We start from the raw sequence: 15736 nt of genomic DNA on the forward strand, positions 1-15736 counted from the left end.
CGATAATGCTGCCATGAGGTCGAAGACCTGTTCTATTGTCGGCGTGGCTATGCGAAGATTTGCACTAAGGTTGTGGTATGGGTCCGGAGCAGGCCAGTGCCTTGCAGGCACGGTACGCCCGGCGGGCTGGGCCTTTCGGGCTGACCGCGGAAGAGCTCGATTTCGAGCGCTTCCCGGTCAGCAACGGCTACCCCGGTATCCCGGTCAAAGCCTGGATCAGGTTCCCGTCCTGTGCCGAACTCGTTGACGGCGAGGTGTTCGCCTGGACGGCGAAAGCCGTCGAAGTGACGTGGAAGGACGGACCCCTCACCTACCGGACATGGGTGTGGTCATCGGCCGTCACCCGCCCCGCCGACTGGAACCGCATGAACCTGGGAGAAAGAACAAAACGTGACAGCAACACTGAACGAAACAGCACCAACCCTTGACGCCCCGGTGGAGGTGCGGTTCACCGCGAAAGGCACTCCCCTGGCCGTCCGCCACGAGGCCCGGATCTGGGCCGTCGTCGCCGAACCGGTGCACTGGTTCGACCGCTGCGACTGGTGGAACACCAGCCGCCGGGCCCCGGTCGGGTCCGGTGACATGGTCAGCGTCGAGCACTGGCGCGTAGAGGTCCGCCTGGGCGGGTCAACGTCCGCGCGGCGGACGTTCCACCTGCGCCGGGAGCCGCTCTCGGAGCAGTGGCTCCTTGCCGCCGTGACAGACGGCTGACACCCCGGTACACGGCTTCACGGGCCCCGTCGCGGATCGGCTGTGGGACGGCATCCGGCAGGGGTTCGGCCTGCCGTCCCTCGAGCAGGTACAGGGCAGGTGTTCACAGCGACGATGTCACGGGGCGCTCACAGGCTGGCCCTGTAGGTATCCTCGGTGCTCTGCCTCTGCCCCAATCAGAGGCCAAAACACGGGGAAGGGATGCATCGTCTCCCCCCAGACGATGCATCCCTTCCCTCACCTTCCGGTGGGAACGCCCCGCACAGTCCGGATCCGCTGCCGCAGCTGGTCGGTGCGGTGGCAGAATGAGGGCCATGTGTGGCCGCTACGTTAATGCCAAGGCTCGGGGTGATCTGCTGTCTTACTACGATGCGGTGGAAGGCAGTGAGCAGCAAACTGCTCCGTCGTGGAATGTTGCTCCGACCCAGGTCGAGCCGATCATCACCGAGCGCCTCGAAGAAGGCGGCGTGGTGGAACGCCGCCTGCTGACGGCACGGTGGGGCCTAGTGCCGTCCTGGGCGCAGGACATCAAGCTCGGCGCCAAGCTTCTCTGCACTAAGGCTGCGGCGCAGGTCGTTCTGGTGCCTGATCGGTTGGCTATTTGGCAATGTTGGTCTGAGTTCGCGACGTTCATAATGGCGGAGTATGGTCGACCGCGAACATGAGGCCTGCGACCGTTCGTGTGTGGCCACGCAGAAGGTGATTGGCGCCACCCTTAGCCAACCGGGCCGAATACTCCGACTCAACGACGAATGACTCCCGTTCTGGCTCCTTAACCGCCACCCCTGCCAAGCCTCCATGGCCGGGCAAGTCACGCGCGCACGTTGTCGACGTTCACGTAGTAGACGCGCATTCGCTGATCTGCCGGGCTGTTGAAGGTGTACTGCTCGGGGACACGAAGGAGGTCTTCGGCTGTCACAGGATCAACCACTTCCGGATCTTGCGACCAATGACCGCTCCAAATCTGGATCAGCCCCTCTCGCAGGAGCCCGATCAACGCAGCGCTTAGGTCCGCCACGGTAGCGCCTTCACGAACACTGCGGATCTCCTCTGCTGTTGTTATCTCCGGCAATGGGATCAAGTCCTCAAGCCCGAGGTCCAGCAAAGCCTCCCTAAGGTCTGTCTGCTCGCTCATGGCATCTCAAGGGGAACCGGCTGACCGGCCAGTGGTCCACCGAAGTACCTGAGGCGTGCAGGAACCATTGTTTCAGCGCTAATACTCGCCACAACTGACTTCCACGATCGCATCGTCGAGAGTCTCGTCGGTGAGGTATTGGTGTCCAGGCTGTCGCGTGAGCGGGTCCACAAGTAACGCGGTCGTCGTCCACTCCTCCGGGTCACCCAACCAGGTGAAGCCTTCAGGATCGCTGACGAGACGCTGGCCACCCGTGCCCTCTCGGACGCCGATCCTGAACGACCAGATCGACGCGGCGATTCGAAAGCCAGGTTGGCCAACGAGGTTGAGCATCGTTCCACTCGGCTGTGTAGCTAGCCAGCCAAAAAGCTCCCGCAGATGAGCGGCCGCTGCGTGGGTCGGCAGACGCAACAGAATGGTTGGCCCGAACGCACCTTCTCCGAAGTCACCCTCTATGGGGGGCGATGGCATCATCACGGGACCTCGCCGGGGTATATGTGCTGCCAAGGGCTGTTCCATTCGGTCCATGGGTTGTAGTCCCAGTGGGAGTCGTGCCACTTGTCGGCAGGGTGGTTGCGCCACTCGCCGCCACGAGGGTCGTACCAGTGCTTTTCCGCAAGACCCTGGCGCGAAGCGCCCATCCAATTCCAGGTTTCAGGGTCGAATCCCGGAGGCTTCTCCGACCGCTGCGCGTCCTTAGGCAATTTACTCAAGGCCCGATCGACGGCCGTAGCCTCCGCCTTTGCGGCCTTCCCGGCAAGTCCAAGGGCCTTTAGCCCTGTAGCGGCTCCTTTGATGAGTTTGCCCCCAGGGGGGATGCTTGCGGCTGACAGAACGGCCTCGCCGATGGCGTCGCCGCAGGAGCCTTTGCCGCTGTTGCAGGTGTTGTAGGCCTGGATGGCTTTGGTTCCTGCGTGGACTACGCCTGCACCGATGGATATTGCGCCCAGGACGGCTCCGACTGGGGCGCCGACGCCGGTGGCAGTCGCGACGATGGCGAGGACTCCTGCGACGTCGGAGACGATGCCGCTGACGTTTTGGACTCCGTCGAGGAATTCGTCCCAGGAGAAGAGCCCTGTGATGTCGATGTAGCGAAGGGGGTTGGCGGTGCCGTAGGTGTAGGTTCCGGAGATGCTGGTCGACGCGGCCGGGTCGGGAGCGAGGAATGACCCGCCTGTTGGGTCGTATTGGCGTGCGCGCAGGTGGGTGAGGCCGGTGGGGTCCTGGTACTGGCCGAGCCAGCCCAGGGGCGGGGCGTTGGGGTTGTTCGGTCCGGTGGCCCGTGGTCGCCCGTAGGGCTCCCAGGCCCCGGCGGCGGTGATGGTGCCGGTGGCGTCGGTGAGGGCGCGGATCGAGCCGAGACGGTCCGTGTGGAAGTAGGCCGCGGCCCCGGTGGCGTCGTTCGCAGTGAGGGGCTGGTCTGCGTTGGTGTAGTGCCGGATGAGGGCACCGTTGGTGTCCAGTTCGTTGGCGAGCCGGTAGAAGGGGTCCCACTCGAAAGTGGTCTTGGCTGTGCCGAGGGTGGCGCTGAGCCGGCGTCCGTCGCCGTCGTACTTGTAGCTGGTGGTGCCGGCTGGTGTGGTGACCGTGGCGGTGCGTCCGCCCTTGGTGTAGGTGAAGGTCTTGTTGCCGGCGGTGAGTGTCTGGCCGCGGTAGTCGTAGGTGTAGTTGGTGGTGCCGCCGGGTCCTGTGCTTTGGGTGCGTTGTCCCTTGGTGTTGTAGGTGTGGGTGGTGGTTTGTCCGTTGCGGGTGTCGGTGAGGATGTTTCCTGCGTGGTCGTAGCTCCACTCCAGGATTTCGGTGCTGCTGGCGCAGGTTGTGGTGTAGCAGGCCTTGGTGAGCCGGTCGAGGGTGTCGTACGTGAAGGTGTCGGCCGTGCCGTCGGGGCGGCTGATGCTGACGGGGTTTCCGGCGGTGTCGTAGGCGTAGCTTTCGTCCAGCAGGGTCGCGGCGCTGGTGGCGTCGGTGATGCGGGTGAGCTGGCCGAGGTTATTGTAGGTGCGGGTTGCCTGTGATCCGTCAGCGCGGGTGACGGTGAGGGTGTTGCCGTCGGCGTCGTAGGTGTAGTTCGCGACGACGGTGGCGCCGTTCCTTACCTGGGTGACTCGTCCGTCTGCGTCGTAGGTGTAGCCGGTGACGGCACCGTCGGGGCTGGTCAGGCTGGTGAGCCGGGAGGCGGCGTCGTAGGCGAGGGTGAACGTGCGGCCGGCGCGGGTGACGGTGGTGAGCCGGTCCAGGGAGTCGTAGGCGTAGGTGGTGGTGCCGTTGAAGTCCTGCATGGAGGCACGGTTGCCGTTGGCGTCGTAGGTGTAGGTGACGTCACCGTCGTTGCTGAGGGGCAGGTCGGCATTGAGGAGCCTGCCCGCGTTGTCGTACTTGTACGTGGTGACGGCGTTTTGCGGGTCTTTGATGCTCGCGATCTGGTTCCGCCGGGTGTACGTGAGCGTGTAGGTGCCCAGCGGGTTGGTGAACGTGGTGGCGCGGTTGGCCGCGTCGTACTGCAGGGTCGTGGTCCGGCCCATGGCGTCCGTTGTGGTGGTGATGTTGCCGTTGGCGTCGTAGGCAGTGGTGGTGGGCGGGACGGTCAGGTCCGGCCCCTGCACGGAGGTGACGTGCCCGGCGGCGTCGTACTGGTAGGTCGTGGATCGGCCGGAGGTGTCGGTGGCTTTGGTGACCTGGCCATCGGCGTTGTATTCGACGGTCTCGTATTGTCCGGCGGGGTTGGTGGCTTTGACCATGCGGCCGAGCGCGTCGTATTCGTACCGCCAGGTGAACTGGTTCGGGTCGGCCCCGGGTGCGTTGCCCCGGGGGGAGACGACACTGGTCACCCGGCCAGCGGTGTCGTAGGCCATCGAGGTTACCGAGCCCAGCGGAGTGGTGGACCTGGTCTGGTCCCCGTCGGCGCTGTATTCGGCGGTGCTGACGTTTCCGAGCGGGTCGGTGGCGGAGGTGATGTTCCCGGCCGCGTCGTAGCCGAAGGAGCTGGTGATGGTGCCGCCTGCCGGGTTGGGCCGGCTGAGCTGGGTGAGGTTGTTCGCGGTGTCGTAGCCGCGGGTACTGGTGTAGCCGCGGGCGTTGACCGTGGTCGTGGGCAGGTGCTGAGAATTGTAGGTGGCGTTGACTGCCGCCGTGGTGCCTTGGAAGGACTTCACATCTCCGCCGGGGGTGTAGCTGATGGCGTTGCGTACTCCGTCCGGGCCGAACGTGGCGATCAGCCGCAGCTGGGTGTCGTATTCATAGTCCGTGGTGTTGCCGACGGGGTCGACGCGGCGCTGCAGCACGTTGCCGAGGTAGACGTCCTTCCAGACCCCGCCCCGCGGGTCGGTCATCGTCGCGGTGGAGGCCGCGGCGTCCCAGCTGAAGGTGCTGTGGTTGCCCAGCCCGTCCCATTGCTCGGTGACCCTGCCGGTGATGATGTCGTAGGCGCTCCGCACGACCGTCTTACCCGACGGTGCCTTGACCTCGGTGAGCCGCTGGGCGGCGTCGTAGGTGTAGGTGATGGTGCCGGAGAGGGCATTCGTGGCCCCGGTCAGCAGCCCGTTCGTGTAGCTGTAGCTGACGGTTTGCCCTGCGGAGGTCTGGGCGCCGGTGATCCTGCCCGCCGTGGTGTCCCAGGTGAAGGTGATGGACCGGGTCCCGTCCGTGACCTGGGTCAGGCGCCCGCCCGTGTCATAGCTGTAGGTGGGGCCGCGTCCGGAACCGTCGGTGAGGGAGGTGAGCCAGCCCTGGGTATTGAAGGAGTGCGTCAGCCCGGACCGGGTGGTTGCCGTCCACGTGCCGTCCTGGTTGTGGGTGAGGCTGGACGTGGCGCCGGGCGGGGCGGTGTAGCTGCCGTCCGGGTTCTGGGTAAACCGGACCCGCTGCCCGGTTCCGGCTTTCAGCACGGCCTCGGTTCCCTGCACTGTCAGGCGCGTGTCGTAGCCCAGGCTCCAGCCGCGGCCGAACGGACCGTCTGCCGCGTCAGCCGAAGTGTAGAAACGGTTCACCGACAGGCTTGCCGTTTTGGACGCCAGGCCAAGGTCGGTTTCGGAGTGCGTGAAGGCTCCGATCGCCGTGTTCACGGGGTCGGCCTGCGAACCAGTGGGAGCGGAGGCCAGCTCCGATCCGCCGTCCGGCCCGTAGACCTGCCCGTCGGCAACGGAGCCGGCATAGGTCCCGACGCCGTTGATCCCGGCGGACGGCATCGGCGGTGCCGCGGTCAGTGCCGGGATGACCTTGGTGTAGTAGCCGGTTATCGACAGTTGGTTCTGCTGGCTGCACGTGCTTCCTTGGACGAAGGCCTTGGTCACTGCCGGGATGTACGTCGTGTTTGAATCCCAACAGGGTGTGGGCGGTGGCGGGTCATCCACGACCCGCCCCCACCAGTTGTTTGTGAGGTCCTGGGGAGCTTGGAAGGCGGGTTTCTCGCCGACGCCCCCGAGGAGGGAGTTGCCCTGCATGTCCAGCTGTTCCCTCGTCGGTGCACTGCCGGCCGCGCTTACCGGCTTGGCAACGTAATTGTCGTAGAACCTCACCCGCGTGGGATACAGGAAATCTGCGCCGGTGCCAGTTGAGTCCTCGAAAATGTTCTCCGTGAAAGTACCGCTGTCCGCGCTGACCCCGCAGGCACTGTCGTAGAAACGGTTGTTCGCAACCCTGACGTCTCCGGCCCCGCCTGCGACATACACACCCGCGGATTGGATGTTCTGAAGGTCACTGTTCGTGAGCGACAGCGAGGCCTTGGACGAGACCCAAAGGCTCCCCGAGGCACACCCACCCCCGGCGTATCCTCCGTACTGAATCTTTGACCGGTCGATCACCGATTGAGTAGTCGCTGAATTGGTGAAGTTGATCATGTACCAGTCACCCCGCGCGGGTGCCGTGGCAGCACCATCGCCGTTGGTGTCCCCACCGATGCTGTCGTCGCGGTGGGACGTAAAAATCACCGGTGCAGCCGCGGTCCCCCGCGCGACCAGCTGGCCGTAGATCGTCATCCGCCCATACTTGTCCGACGGGTTGCCGAGCTTCACGATGACGCCGGGCTCGATCGTCAGCCGCACGCCTGCGGCAACGGACAGATTGTCCTGCACCCAGTAGGGCGAGCCTGACACCGTCCAGACGGTGTCCGAGTACAGGGTTTGGTTCGTGATGACTGTCGCCGCCCTGGCCTGCGGCAGCGGCCCTGCAATACCGATGAGCCCTGCCGGGCCAACCGCCACGGCAAGCAGCACAACAAGCCAGAGCTTGAACGAAGTCAGTGGACGGGTTTGTCCGGCCATCACGATCCCCCAGTTCAGGAAGCCGCCGTCATTTGACGACACTCTCTTCACCACGGGGGTCGTGCTTTAAGTGACGTGCGGCTGCCATTCAGGGGAGAACGGAAATGACCGGAAGGAAGCAGGCTTACGCCGGCGCCGGATACATCCAATCCCCGATGAACTTTCGACGACATGAGACCCAAGGCAAACCGATACTGCGAAAACCCCGGCCCCCCCCCGAAGAGAGATACGCCTGACAGTAGGAGTATGCCACCGGTAGATCAACGATCTTGATCCAATCTTGGGGAAAAACTAGGTTAACCGCCGACTTGGCCCGCCCCCGAGGGTGGACACCAGCTCTATGGAAGCCTTGTCGGGGTCGGCGCCGGACACGCTCAAACACGCAATGCGGGCATTCCAAGAGCCACAGGGCTGTTGGCCACGGTGGTGGTCTGGCGGATTTTTTCCTCAAGGAGGCGCAGCGTGAGGTCGATACCTTCAATTTCGCCTCGCCAACCTTCCGTGACCGCCCGATCGCGCCGTTGCTGGAGATCCGTCCGGAGCACCAAGAGCCGGGGCTGCATTTTCGGACCGACCTGGAGCATGGGCTTAGTGCAGTTAACCGAGCGCACTATTGTCATCCGTGACGGGGACAGGACCAGTTTGTTTTCCAGGGAGGGGAAAGACCTCGCGAGGTACCTCCCGGACCTGGTACCAGGGGCTGGGGAGATGATCCCCCCAGGGTGCATCGTGGACGGCGAAGCCGTGGTGTGGTCCGGTGACCGGCTGGACTTCGACGCGCTGCAGCGCAGACTCAGCGCCGGGAAGGAATCCCTCCGTGAGATGGTCCGTGACCTCCCGGCCAGCTTCGTCGGCTTCGACGTGCTCTGCGTCGCCGGCCACGACACCAGACACCTGCCCCTCCGGGACCGGCGGGCCCTCCTGGAGGAACTCGCCACAGAATGGTCCGCACCCTTGTCCCTCTCCCCCACCACCACCGACCCGGAGATCATCGCCGGGCTGCCCCTCGCGGGCAGGCTGCGCATCGTCGGCAGGTCCGCGCCGCTGACCGCCGCCGCCAGCCGGGCACTGGCAAAGTGGCTGCGGCCGGCCACGCCGGGCCACCCCTGGCCAACCACGGTCAAAGGCACCACCCTGGACCGCTTCAACCGGGACACCACTCCGGTGATGCTGACTGTCGTTGAACCGCTCGTCGTGGAGGTCGCAGCGGACACGGCCTGGTCGGGCCGGTCGTTCCGCCACTCTCTTCGTTTCGAGCGTGCCAGGCCGGAGCTCGACCCAACAGAGGTCACGGCTCCGGCCCGTTAGGGGGCCTTCGGCACCCACACCGGCGGCTGGCGCCAAAGTGGGATTCTCTCATCGAGTACCCTGACGCGCCCGGGGTGCCGCCCATGGCGGGCGTGCCGGCGATGGGTGGCAATCCAGCCCGCCAAAGCACGCTCGGCTGCGTCGCCCGAAGCGGGGTACGGTGGCCGGCCATTGGCGTGTATCCATGCGACATCTCGTCCCGGCGTTCCTGCCACAGCCTGTCACTGTGGAAGGGCATAGCCGTCCGCCCAGACGGGGCACGCCCTGTCCAAAACCTTGGAGGCTGTCTGCTCCAACTGGCCTCTCCGTTTGAGCAGCCGGATCCTTGCCAGGGCCCGTCCAAGGTCCTTCTCCTCGTCGGCCACCGAGGGCGTTTTCGGAAGCGTCCCGGTCTTACGGAAGTACGTAGCGATCCGCTTCGCGGACGGGACAGCACCATCCCGCAATGACGGAGGGCGTAATCAGGCACCAACCCACGATAAAGGGCGAGCCAGTACTCTCCGCTTGAGGCGAGGAATTCTCACGGTTGAGTCCATGCAGCGGGCGTGGTCTTGCGCCGGCACTGACCGGGCCCGGCTCGTCAGCCCGCGCGGATGCCATTCTCAGCGAGGAACTCGCGGGCACGGCCCATCTGGCGGTCGGTGGAGAAGGCGTACCACTGCTCGCCAAGGTTTTCGCCGTGGACCAGATCGCGGAACCGGAAGAAGGCACCTTTGCCCTCGATCGCCCGCTTCAGCCGCTCCCGAAGGGCCTCATCGCGCTGCCGCTCGGCGAAGGCCGCCATGTCCTGCCAGCCGTTCCGCGAACCGGTGCGGTTCAGTCGAAGCCAACGGTCAGGCTCCTCCTCCACGTCGATGGCGGCACCGTCCCCGACCATCATCGAGTCAGTAAAGGTATCGTCGTACACCTGCCCAGTGCGCAGGTCGAGATAGCCACCGGTAGACAGCTCGAGATCCCCTTCCAGCACGGTGCTGAGCATGTCCAGGGCCACAGGCACCACCACTCGGTCGGTCAGCGGCACGCGGCGAAGACAGGCCAGCAGGTCCTCGGCCAGCACCTGGTCACCAGCTCCGCCGCGCCAATTCAGCCGGTTGATAACCGAGATTGCCACCGGCTCGGCTTCCTGACGTCTCTGCTCAAGCGCCATCGGAATGCCAGTCCCCACCTGTTGCAGAGCGTCATCGATGTCGCGTCCCGTCACCGCCGCAAGAAAGCGGACCGCATCTCCAGCAGCGATGGCCGCGCGCAGCTCGGACAGGTCGAGCCCCGGCACCTGGACCTGTACGGGCCACGCCTGAAGCAGCATCGGGTGCGAACGGCTCGGCCTCCCCGGCGCCCGGCTCTCCCCGTCGTCGGTAGCCCACCGGCGCCCGTACTGGTCCGGGATGCTGCCCCAGCCCCAGTACGGCAGTGGGGCATCAGGACGGATACCCAATACCTCCAGCGGGTCGACCTTTACCTCGCCGACCACGCATCGGTGCGTCCAGACGTCACCCAGGTCGAACGTGAACCGAAACTCAGTCCCCGGCTCCACAGTCCGGGCCACCTTGGCCACAGCGATGTCGATTGGTGCGATGATCGGGCCCCCGACCGCTCCGGCCATCTCGGCCCCCGTCTCTTCGTCAGTGATTACTCGGCCATCGGCCAGGGTGAACATTGACAGGTGCGAGCGGTCCCATCGGGCGAAGGCATCGTTTATGGCAGTGGCGAGATCCATGAAGGTGTGCGACGGCCCGACCGCGAAGATACGCCCGGGCCAAGGCCACAGCTCCTCACCACGACCACCGAGCAGCTCCACCGTAACCGACAACCAGGTTCGTGCCATACCCCAAGGATGACACGCGCCACGGTGCTGCCGTAGTCGCGTTACCACAGAGCCCCCGGCGCAGCATCCCGCAGGAAGGCGCTGTTCGGCGAGTCGGACGAGCGAACGTTTGCAGGCGCTTGACTGTGATGATGTGGCTGCGATCCATAGCAGCTTACTGCTATCCCGCTTGAGGATCCTTCTGCGGGCTCGGCGCGGCCGCGGCGATCACCACCCTTGGCAGCATCGATTGTCGGCGATAGGCTGCGGAAACCGGGCCGGCCGCGGCTCGCGAGACAAGGGGACCCGCGTTGAGCTCGTTCGTTGTCGGCACCGATCTGATCGACCTGTTGGCGACCGCCGCCCGGAGGATCCGCAACGGCAAGATGCCGGATCACTTCTTCGACTACGAGGACACTGCTACCGCACAGTCGATCGGGGAAGTACTGGCCCACTTCAACAATGTGGCGGTCGCAGACCACTACCAGGAAGAGAATGCCGAGCCGGAGTACAGGTTCACCCCGGTCGAGGAGATCCTGACCGAAAGGCTCGAGCCCAGGCATCTGGTACAGATCTACTTAGCGGCGAGGTGCTACAACTACCAGACCGGCGAGGACCACCCGGAATGGGCCTACAGCCTCCCGTGGGCAACCGTGAAGGCGATCCTTTTCTGGACAGAGACCCGTCTCTACGGGCTCGGCTGGCCGATCGTGAAGCTACGGAACTCCGGCGGGTATGAGTGGGCCGGCTACGAAGACGCGGCCTGGGAATGGACCCGCGAGCACGGCTTCCCCGAGCTGCAGATCAATCCTGGCCGGCTCGACGACGACGAAGTCAGGCAGGCGATCACGGCCACCGAGCGGATGGGCGAGCAGGTGTCCGCGGCATTGGGGATGTCCAGGATATCTCTCCTCGCCCGCCTTGTCCTGGCTACCCATGAGGACGGCGCCTACCTGATCTTCGAGCCGGATGGCGGCCGATTTGTCCGCTGTACGGCCTTCCGGGAAGGCGGCGAGAAGATCGCCGAAATCAGCTCCCCGGAGGCGGCTGCCCATAGTGCCGAGCCGACCAGCGGAGAAGAGGTTCGAGCACTCCTAGCGGCCGTTGATCCCAGCCCGGCGAATCCGGCCTGGAGAGAGTTCGCCCCTGAGGACATCCCGCCGCTGGAGGAAGGGTCTCGAGCGATCCACTTGGGAAAGGCGTCGGCCTGGTCGCCGTTGACCACCCGTCCACGCCCCAGCGACACCTGACCGAGCGTCTCGCCGCAGTGCGGAGGACTCACGCAAACCTCCCGCAGCACGCACTTTTAGGGATCCATTGCCGGACATATCACATCGAGTGGACGAGAGCCGGGTCTGGTCGGGCCTGTCAGCGTTACGTAACGAGGTCCTTCGTTAGCCGAAGGATTCCGACGGTCCAAACGCTTAACAGCACGTGCAAGAGGACGAATGAGATTTTTATTGGATCGAACGGTTCGCCCCAGAAGAACATCAGCAGCACGATTGACGCTGCGGAAACTAGAATCGCCGCGACCAACGGTGATCTTGCCGTACTCCTTATGGTTACGAGATTCCAGACTCCGATGATCACGCCAGCAATGGCCACCACGCTGAAGGCCACGATTATGGCGATGATGGACGCAACCCATCCTGCCTGCCGTTGCACTTCTGAACCCTTAGGTTCTGTATTTGCCCGATGACCGGGATGGAAGCGAGCACTATAACCCCTCCCATGAACAATCCAGATACCGCCTCGAAAAGTCCCATCCAAAAGCGCCAATGCCGTGATCTCATTGCTTTATCCCAAGAAAAGGCAAAGGTTCGAGTTGCTCGTGGTGGCAGGTCGGGCCGCTCGGATGTCTCCTCGGTCAGCCGCTGCGGTTCTTGGCTCATGTAGTCCGTGCCCTTTCTGGCGACGGAGGCCGTCCCCGCTCTTTCCATGGAGGATTCTACTTGGGCAAGGCACATGAACTGACGTGACCGGCAAACGCCGGAGTCAGATAAACGTGGCCCAGTACCCGAGGCTCACGCCGTCCGGTTGCCGGATGGTCGTTAATTTGCGGTGCGGAGGTCTTACTCATCCGGCTTCCAGAACCCGCCCGCAAGCCGGTCCTTCACCGGGCGCATGTCGGCAAACTCCACAGCGACAATTCCTCGGGCGAGTGTCCCGTGGACGGTCGTCCACGGGACAGTCGGACAGCACCTCCGACAGCTGTCGGCCATCGAGTGGGAGGTGGTCCCGGATCTTTCTCGAGCTCGCTCTGCGGAGGTATTAGCCGGTGGCGGCAGACAAGGCTCGGTGAAAGCGCCGGTTGGCTTGTTCGATCGCATCCTCAAGTACGGACGGATCGGCACGGAGGCTTGTGATGAGTTCGTCTAGGTCACGCAATCCGGCGCGCTCCAGAAGTCGCTTCTCATTCGTGACCCACTCACCGCGAGCAGCGAGCACGGCGTGGGCGGTCATCATGGCGGATGTGGCAAGGGCGCCAGCCAGCTCCGTGATCTTCTCGGTCTCGACGTAGGCAGCGCGGGCGTAGTGCAATGTGAGGTCGGCCCGGCCGCGCCAAACGGGCGGAGCCGAGTTCCGGAGGGGCTGTGGATATGCCGGATGGGACAGTCTCCGCACAGGACACGATTCATCGCGAGCTCGGCGACTACCAGATAACTGGGGATACCGGCCAGGTGGAACATGAGGGGCTCGATGTGAAAGCGGCCCTGCTGGGCCTCGGCCAGCTCATGTTCGACAACGTGCAAGTCTTGGTAGTGGACATCGACCCGACGACCCTCGATTTCAAGCCAGGCTCCCCCGTTGAAGACACCGCCACCCCAGCCGCCGATTTCTGAGACCGTTCCTTCCCAGCCAAGCGCCCGCAGGTCGGCGGGATCGAAACGATCCCTGTAATACAGGCCGAAGTCCCAGTCGCTGCCAGGGGTATGGGTGCCGGATGCTCGAGACCCTCCCAGCGACACCGCAAGCACGCCGGGAAGGGCGGCGAGCTGATCGACTACGTGGTCAACCAACGAGGAATCATCCACGAGGGCGCCTGCCTTTCGGAGAGGGTCGAAAGCAACACTATGGGGTATCGGCACCGGTCGCGCCCTTTCCATCTTCTTCCCAGGCGCGCCATAGCACCGGTGTCCCGGTCAAGGATCCCTTACCGGACACGTATCCCGGTCCGACTTCGGAGACAAAACGTGACATTCACAGCCACCTCTAACGATTACTTTGATGCACCCGGGGTCTGTCATTAGTTTTGACAATGAACGTGAGGACGGGGTCTATTTGGACCAGACAGCGAAAGCCACCGGTGTGAATTTCTTGGTGGCAGGTTCCATCATTGTCCTTGGCATGGAGCAAGGTACATGGGCTGCCCAGCCCGCAAACCTCCGACATGTGGTGTTGAAGTATGGCCAAAACTAGGTCATTACCGGGATGGTGGCGCTCCGGCAGGGTTCAGTGGAGGCTGCTCTGTCTGGGCGCGATCCTTGGCGCTGTAGGTGCTCTGGTCTTCCAGCTCGGTTCCCTGATCGGTCACATAACTCCCAACAACCTCCTATGGGGTCTGTCCTTTCTCGTTTTTGAAACCCCTGTTTTGGCGATCCTGGGGGTGGTTGTTTCTGGTGTGGCCATGATCGCTCGAAGTCTCGTACCCAGGACCGCGTCCCGGATAGCCCGCGATATTGTCACCGGGGCAGCGGCGTTAACGTGTTCAGCTGCCTTGACGTTCGGCCTCTTCAGTATTTTCCCGTTTGGGGTAGATAGATGGGTTGGTGTGTTAGTAGCCGGCGTTACAGGGATCATTGTCGGCGGTGCTTTCACCCTCGTTTCATACCGGCACCTGTCCGCAGTCTGACACGCGAGCAATGACGTCGTTGCGGAACCAAAACATCGGCTTCCACTGCCCGCAAAGGGCCCAGGACCGAGCCTCGCGACGAAGTCGAGTCGAACCCATTCCGGCCCCAGCATGGTGAAGCCACGAGCCTCCCAGGACGAAGTCTCAAATGTTTGGGCCCGCCCACCCACTCTTGCCCGAGCTAGAGGCACTCTGGCTATTTAGTCCATTCTGCGGGCCAGCCGTCAGGTGCCCCGGGCTAGAAGGGGTTCGCATATGCGCGGGGCAATTCAGTAGTTCATGTGGGGTTTCAGCTCCCACTTCGGGACTCCCTTGGATTCCCCGGAGCAAGCGCTCTCTCTGCGGTATGTGGGCGCGCCGCGCAGCTCATTTCACGACGTGCGATTATCCGAGGCTCTCGAACACCATCGTTGCCTGAATGCGGTCACCGCCGCCGATTCCCTTACTCCCGCTGCTCGCGGTGGTTATGGTGTGGAGTCGATAGCCTTTCGCGGCCTGATCATTAATGGCTTTCTCCAGCTCGGTCAGGTTGCCCGAACCGGTTCCCCACATTTTCTCTTTAAGAATCACCTGCACGACGACATACCGCATGACACGGCCCCCATTCCCTTGCTGATCAGCTGGGAGCAATGCTACTCGCTGCCGAAGGTCGCTCCTCCGGGCATTGAGCGATGGGCGCAACCCGAAGACTCACTTCCGTCGCCCACCGTTATCCCGGGCAATTTGGCATCGCGAGGCACGATGACATTGCCTTTCCTAGCAGCCCGTTAGCCGGCCCTCCATCGGACGCCTTAGGAATCAGAAGAGTTTCCTATGACTGTTAGATCAGAATGGCGGCTTTTTCACAGCTCGGTTTGGCGGTTTTTCGCTGCCGATTGAGGACTTCCTCTCGCGGCTCGGCATGCTCCTTTGCGGTTGCTCCCTCTCGGACTGACTTGGATTCATGCTGTGAGGGTGGGGGCGATTGGCTGCCGATGATGACTCGCCTCGTGATGCCAGCATCGACCGTCTTCGCTCCCAGCGCGGGAAACGGCGTCGGGCTGCAGAGGTGCGGCCATAGGGGTTTAGTGTTTGTGCAGATTGATGTTGCTATTCCCGGGGAGGACCAATGAGCGAGTTACTTTTCACATCCGAGGAGCTGCCAGAGGGATTCTCATACCCTCGAGGACTCCGTCGGCTGGTGGAACTGGAACTCTTCGAGCTGGAACCGTGGTGGATACTGACAGGCGATCATTTGCGTAACTTGCAAGAGGGGATCCGCAAGCGCTACGGAAAGCGTCATTTGGTGCTGTTCGCAAAACGTCAGGACAACGATGACTGCGTCTGCTTTGACTTGGACACAGGAAAAGTGGCCCTGGTGCACGACTGGGCGTCTCCGGGGTGGGAAGCCAAGGGCGAATTCCCTGATTTCAACAGCTGGCTGCACGCCGCTGTTGATGACTTAATTGAGTTCTAGCGGACGGAGGCGTCATTTGGATTCTGAAGATGGCGCCAGAGCACGTGTGCTTGGTCTGACAAGACTGAGCAAGGCTGTCTCTCGGGCGCTCCGGCACGAGCCGTGGTTGTTCGAACTTGAACTCGACGAACACGTGTCGCCCGCCACGTAATTCCCCAGGGCTTTCGTCACGTTATTCCTCAGTGCCTGGTGACATGGTAATCCTTCTTCG

The 15736-nt window shown here is 63.4% G+C and carries 15 protein-coding genes and 1 pseudogene; 7 read left to right on the top strand and 9 right to left on the bottom strand.

The features are described from left to right. Nucleotides 1-77: 77 nt before the first annotated feature. The 3 genes from LD110_RS21160 (at nt 78) to LD110_RS21170 (ending at nt 1376) form a co-directional block, all read left to right on the top strand. Nucleotides 78-428, top strand: coding sequence for a hypothetical protein (locus LD110_RS21160; protein ID WP_225501908.1), 351 nt, complete (start codon nt 78-80; stop codon nt 426-428). Further along, entirely contained in the window at nt 391-711 is a 321-nt protein-coding gene (locus LD110_RS21165) for a hypothetical protein (protein WP_225501909.1), read from the top strand. The genes LD110_RS21160 and LD110_RS21165 overlap by 38 nt, the downstream gene beginning before the upstream one ends. A 314-nt stretch (nt 712-1025) precedes the next feature. Continuing rightward, nucleotides 1026-1376, top strand: a complete 351-nt coding sequence (locus LD110_RS21170; RefSeq protein WP_225501910.1) for an SOS response-associated peptidase family protein — start codon at nt 1026-1028, stop codon at nt 1374-1376. 146 nt (nt 1377-1522) lie between these two features. On the opposite strand, the gene LD110_RS21175 is transcribed toward LD110_RS21170, so the two are convergent. The 4 genes from LD110_RS21175 to LD110_RS21190 form a co-directional block, all read right to left on the bottom strand. After that, nucleotides 1523-1846, bottom strand: coding sequence for a hypothetical protein (locus LD110_RS21175; RefSeq protein WP_225501911.1), 324 nt, complete (start codon nt 1844-1846; stop codon nt 1523-1525). Between the two features lie 78 nt (nt 1847-1924). Further along, nucleotides 1925-2320, bottom strand: a complete 396-nt coding sequence (locus LD110_RS21180; RefSeq protein WP_225501912.1) for a hypothetical protein — start codon at nt 2318-2320, stop codon at nt 1925-1927. Further along, nucleotides 2320-7146 carry a DUF6531 domain-containing protein gene (locus LD110_RS21185; protein ID WP_225501913.1) on the bottom strand — a complete coding sequence of 1609 codons (4827 nt, stop codon included), beginning with the start codon at nt 7144-7146 and terminating at the stop codon, nt 2320-2322. Before LD110_RS21185 ends, LD110_RS21180 begins: the two co-directional genes overlap by 1 nt. A gap of 332 nt (nt 7147-7478) precedes the next feature. Next, nucleotides 7479-7688, bottom strand: a complete 210-nt coding sequence (locus LD110_RS21190) for a hypothetical protein (protein WP_225501914.1) — start codon at nt 7686-7688, stop codon at nt 7479-7481. On the opposite strand from LD110_RS21190, the gene LD110_RS21195 reads away from it, so the two are divergent. After that, nucleotides 7687-8412, top strand: a complete 726-nt coding sequence (locus tag LD110_RS21195) for an ATP-dependent DNA ligase (RefSeq protein WP_225501915.1) — start codon at nt 7687-7689, stop codon at nt 8410-8412. The two genes, LD110_RS21190 and LD110_RS21195, sit on opposite strands and share 2 nt — an antisense overlap. Nucleotides 8413-8992: 580 nt before the next feature. Here the strand turns inward: LD110_RS21195 and LD110_RS21200 are convergent. Next, complete coding sequence (locus tag LD110_RS21200) at nt 8993-10237, bottom strand: UPF0158 family protein (protein ID WP_225501916.1); 1245 nt, start codon at nt 10235-10237, stop codon at nt 8993-8995. A gap of 290 nt (nt 10238-10527) precedes the next feature. Here LD110_RS21200 and LD110_RS21205 point away from each other — a divergent pair, with 290 nt between their 5' ends. After that, nucleotides 10528-11466 (top strand): hypothetical protein, encoded by a 939-nt coding sequence (locus LD110_RS21205; protein WP_225501917.1) that lies wholly within the window; start codon nt 10528-10530, stop codon nt 11464-11466. A 124-nt stretch (nt 11467-11590) separates the two neighbouring features. On the opposite strand, the gene LD110_RS21210 is transcribed toward LD110_RS21205, so the two are convergent. Continuing rightward, nucleotides 11591-11881 (bottom strand): hypothetical protein, encoded by a 291-nt coding sequence (locus LD110_RS21210; protein WP_225501918.1) that lies wholly within the window; start codon nt 11879-11881, stop codon nt 11591-11593. A 606-nt stretch (nt 11882-12487) separates the two neighbouring features. Further along, entirely contained in the window at nt 12488-12757 is a 270-nt protein-coding gene (locus LD110_RS21215) for a hypothetical protein (RefSeq protein WP_225501924.1), read from the bottom strand. Between the two features lie 59 nt (nt 12758-12816). On the opposite strand from LD110_RS21215, the gene LD110_RS21220 reads away from it, so the two are divergent. After that, a complete protein-coding gene (locus tag LD110_RS21220) occupies nt 12817-13059 on the top strand; it encodes a hypothetical protein (protein WP_225501925.1) in 243 nt (80 codons plus the stop codon). Between the two features lie 54 nt (nt 13060-13113). On the opposite strand, the pseudogene LD110_RS24140 reads toward LD110_RS21220, so the two are convergent. Together LD110_RS24140 and LD110_RS21230 are read right to left on the bottom strand one after the other, a co-directional pair. Next, nucleotides 13114-13323, bottom strand: a pseudogene (locus LD110_RS24140) (nucleotidyltransferase domain-containing protein); the annotation flags it as partial. A 1130-nt stretch (nt 13324-14453) separates the two neighbouring features. Then, nucleotides 14454-14660: a DUF4177 domain-containing protein gene (locus LD110_RS21230; protein ID WP_225501919.1), complete on the bottom strand. Its 207-nt coding sequence runs from the start codon at nt 14658-14660 to the stop codon at nt 14454-14456. Nucleotides 14661-15249: 589 nt separating this feature from the next. Between LD110_RS21230 and LD110_RS21235 the strand changes: the two genes are divergently transcribed. After that, entirely contained in the window at nt 15250-15525 is a 276-nt protein-coding gene (locus tag LD110_RS21235) for a hypothetical protein (protein WP_225501920.1), read from the top strand. The last annotated feature ends 211 nt before the right edge of the window (nt 15526-15736 follow it).

The sequence above is a fragment of the Arthrobacter sp. M4 genome, from assembly GCF_020251205.1.
Lineage (GTDB): Bacteria > Actinomycetota > Actinomycetes > Actinomycetales > Micrococcaceae > Arthrobacter.

Coding starts and splice junctions, on each gene's coding strand:
- LD110_RS21195 (WP_225501915.1), top strand. CDS start 7,687: ATGGGCTTAGTGCAGTTAACCGAGCGCACTATTGTCATCCGTGACGGG.
- LD110_RS21180 (WP_225501912.1), bottom strand. CDS start 2,320: ATGATGCCATCGCCCCCCATAGAGGGTGACTTCGGAGAAGGTGCGTTC.
- LD110_RS21190 (WP_225501914.1), bottom strand. CDS start 7,688: ATGCTCCAGGTCGGTCCGAAAATGCAGCCCCGGCTCTTGGTGCTCCGG.
- LD110_RS21220 (WP_225501925.1), top strand. CDS start 12,817: ATGCCGGATGGGACAGTCTCCGCACAGGACACGATTCATCGCGAGCTC.
- LD110_RS21200 (WP_225501916.1), bottom strand. CDS start 10,237: ATGGCACGAACCTGGTTGTCGGTTACGGTGGAGCTGCTCGGTGGTCGT.
- LD110_RS21230 (WP_225501919.1), bottom strand. CDS start 14,660: ATGCGGTATGTCGTCGTGCAGGTGATTCTTAAAGAGAAAATGTGGGGA.
- LD110_RS21175 (WP_225501911.1), bottom strand. CDS start 1,846: ATGAGCGAGCAGACAGACCTTAGGGAGGCTTTGCTGGACCTCGGGCTT.
- LD110_RS21170 (WP_225501910.1), top strand. CDS start 1,026: ATGTGTGGCCGCTACGTTAATGCCAAGGCTCGGGGTGATCTGCTGTCT.
- LD110_RS21160 (WP_225501908.1), top strand. CDS start 78: ATGGGTCCGGAGCAGGCCAGTGCCTTGCAGGCACGGTACGCCCGGCGG.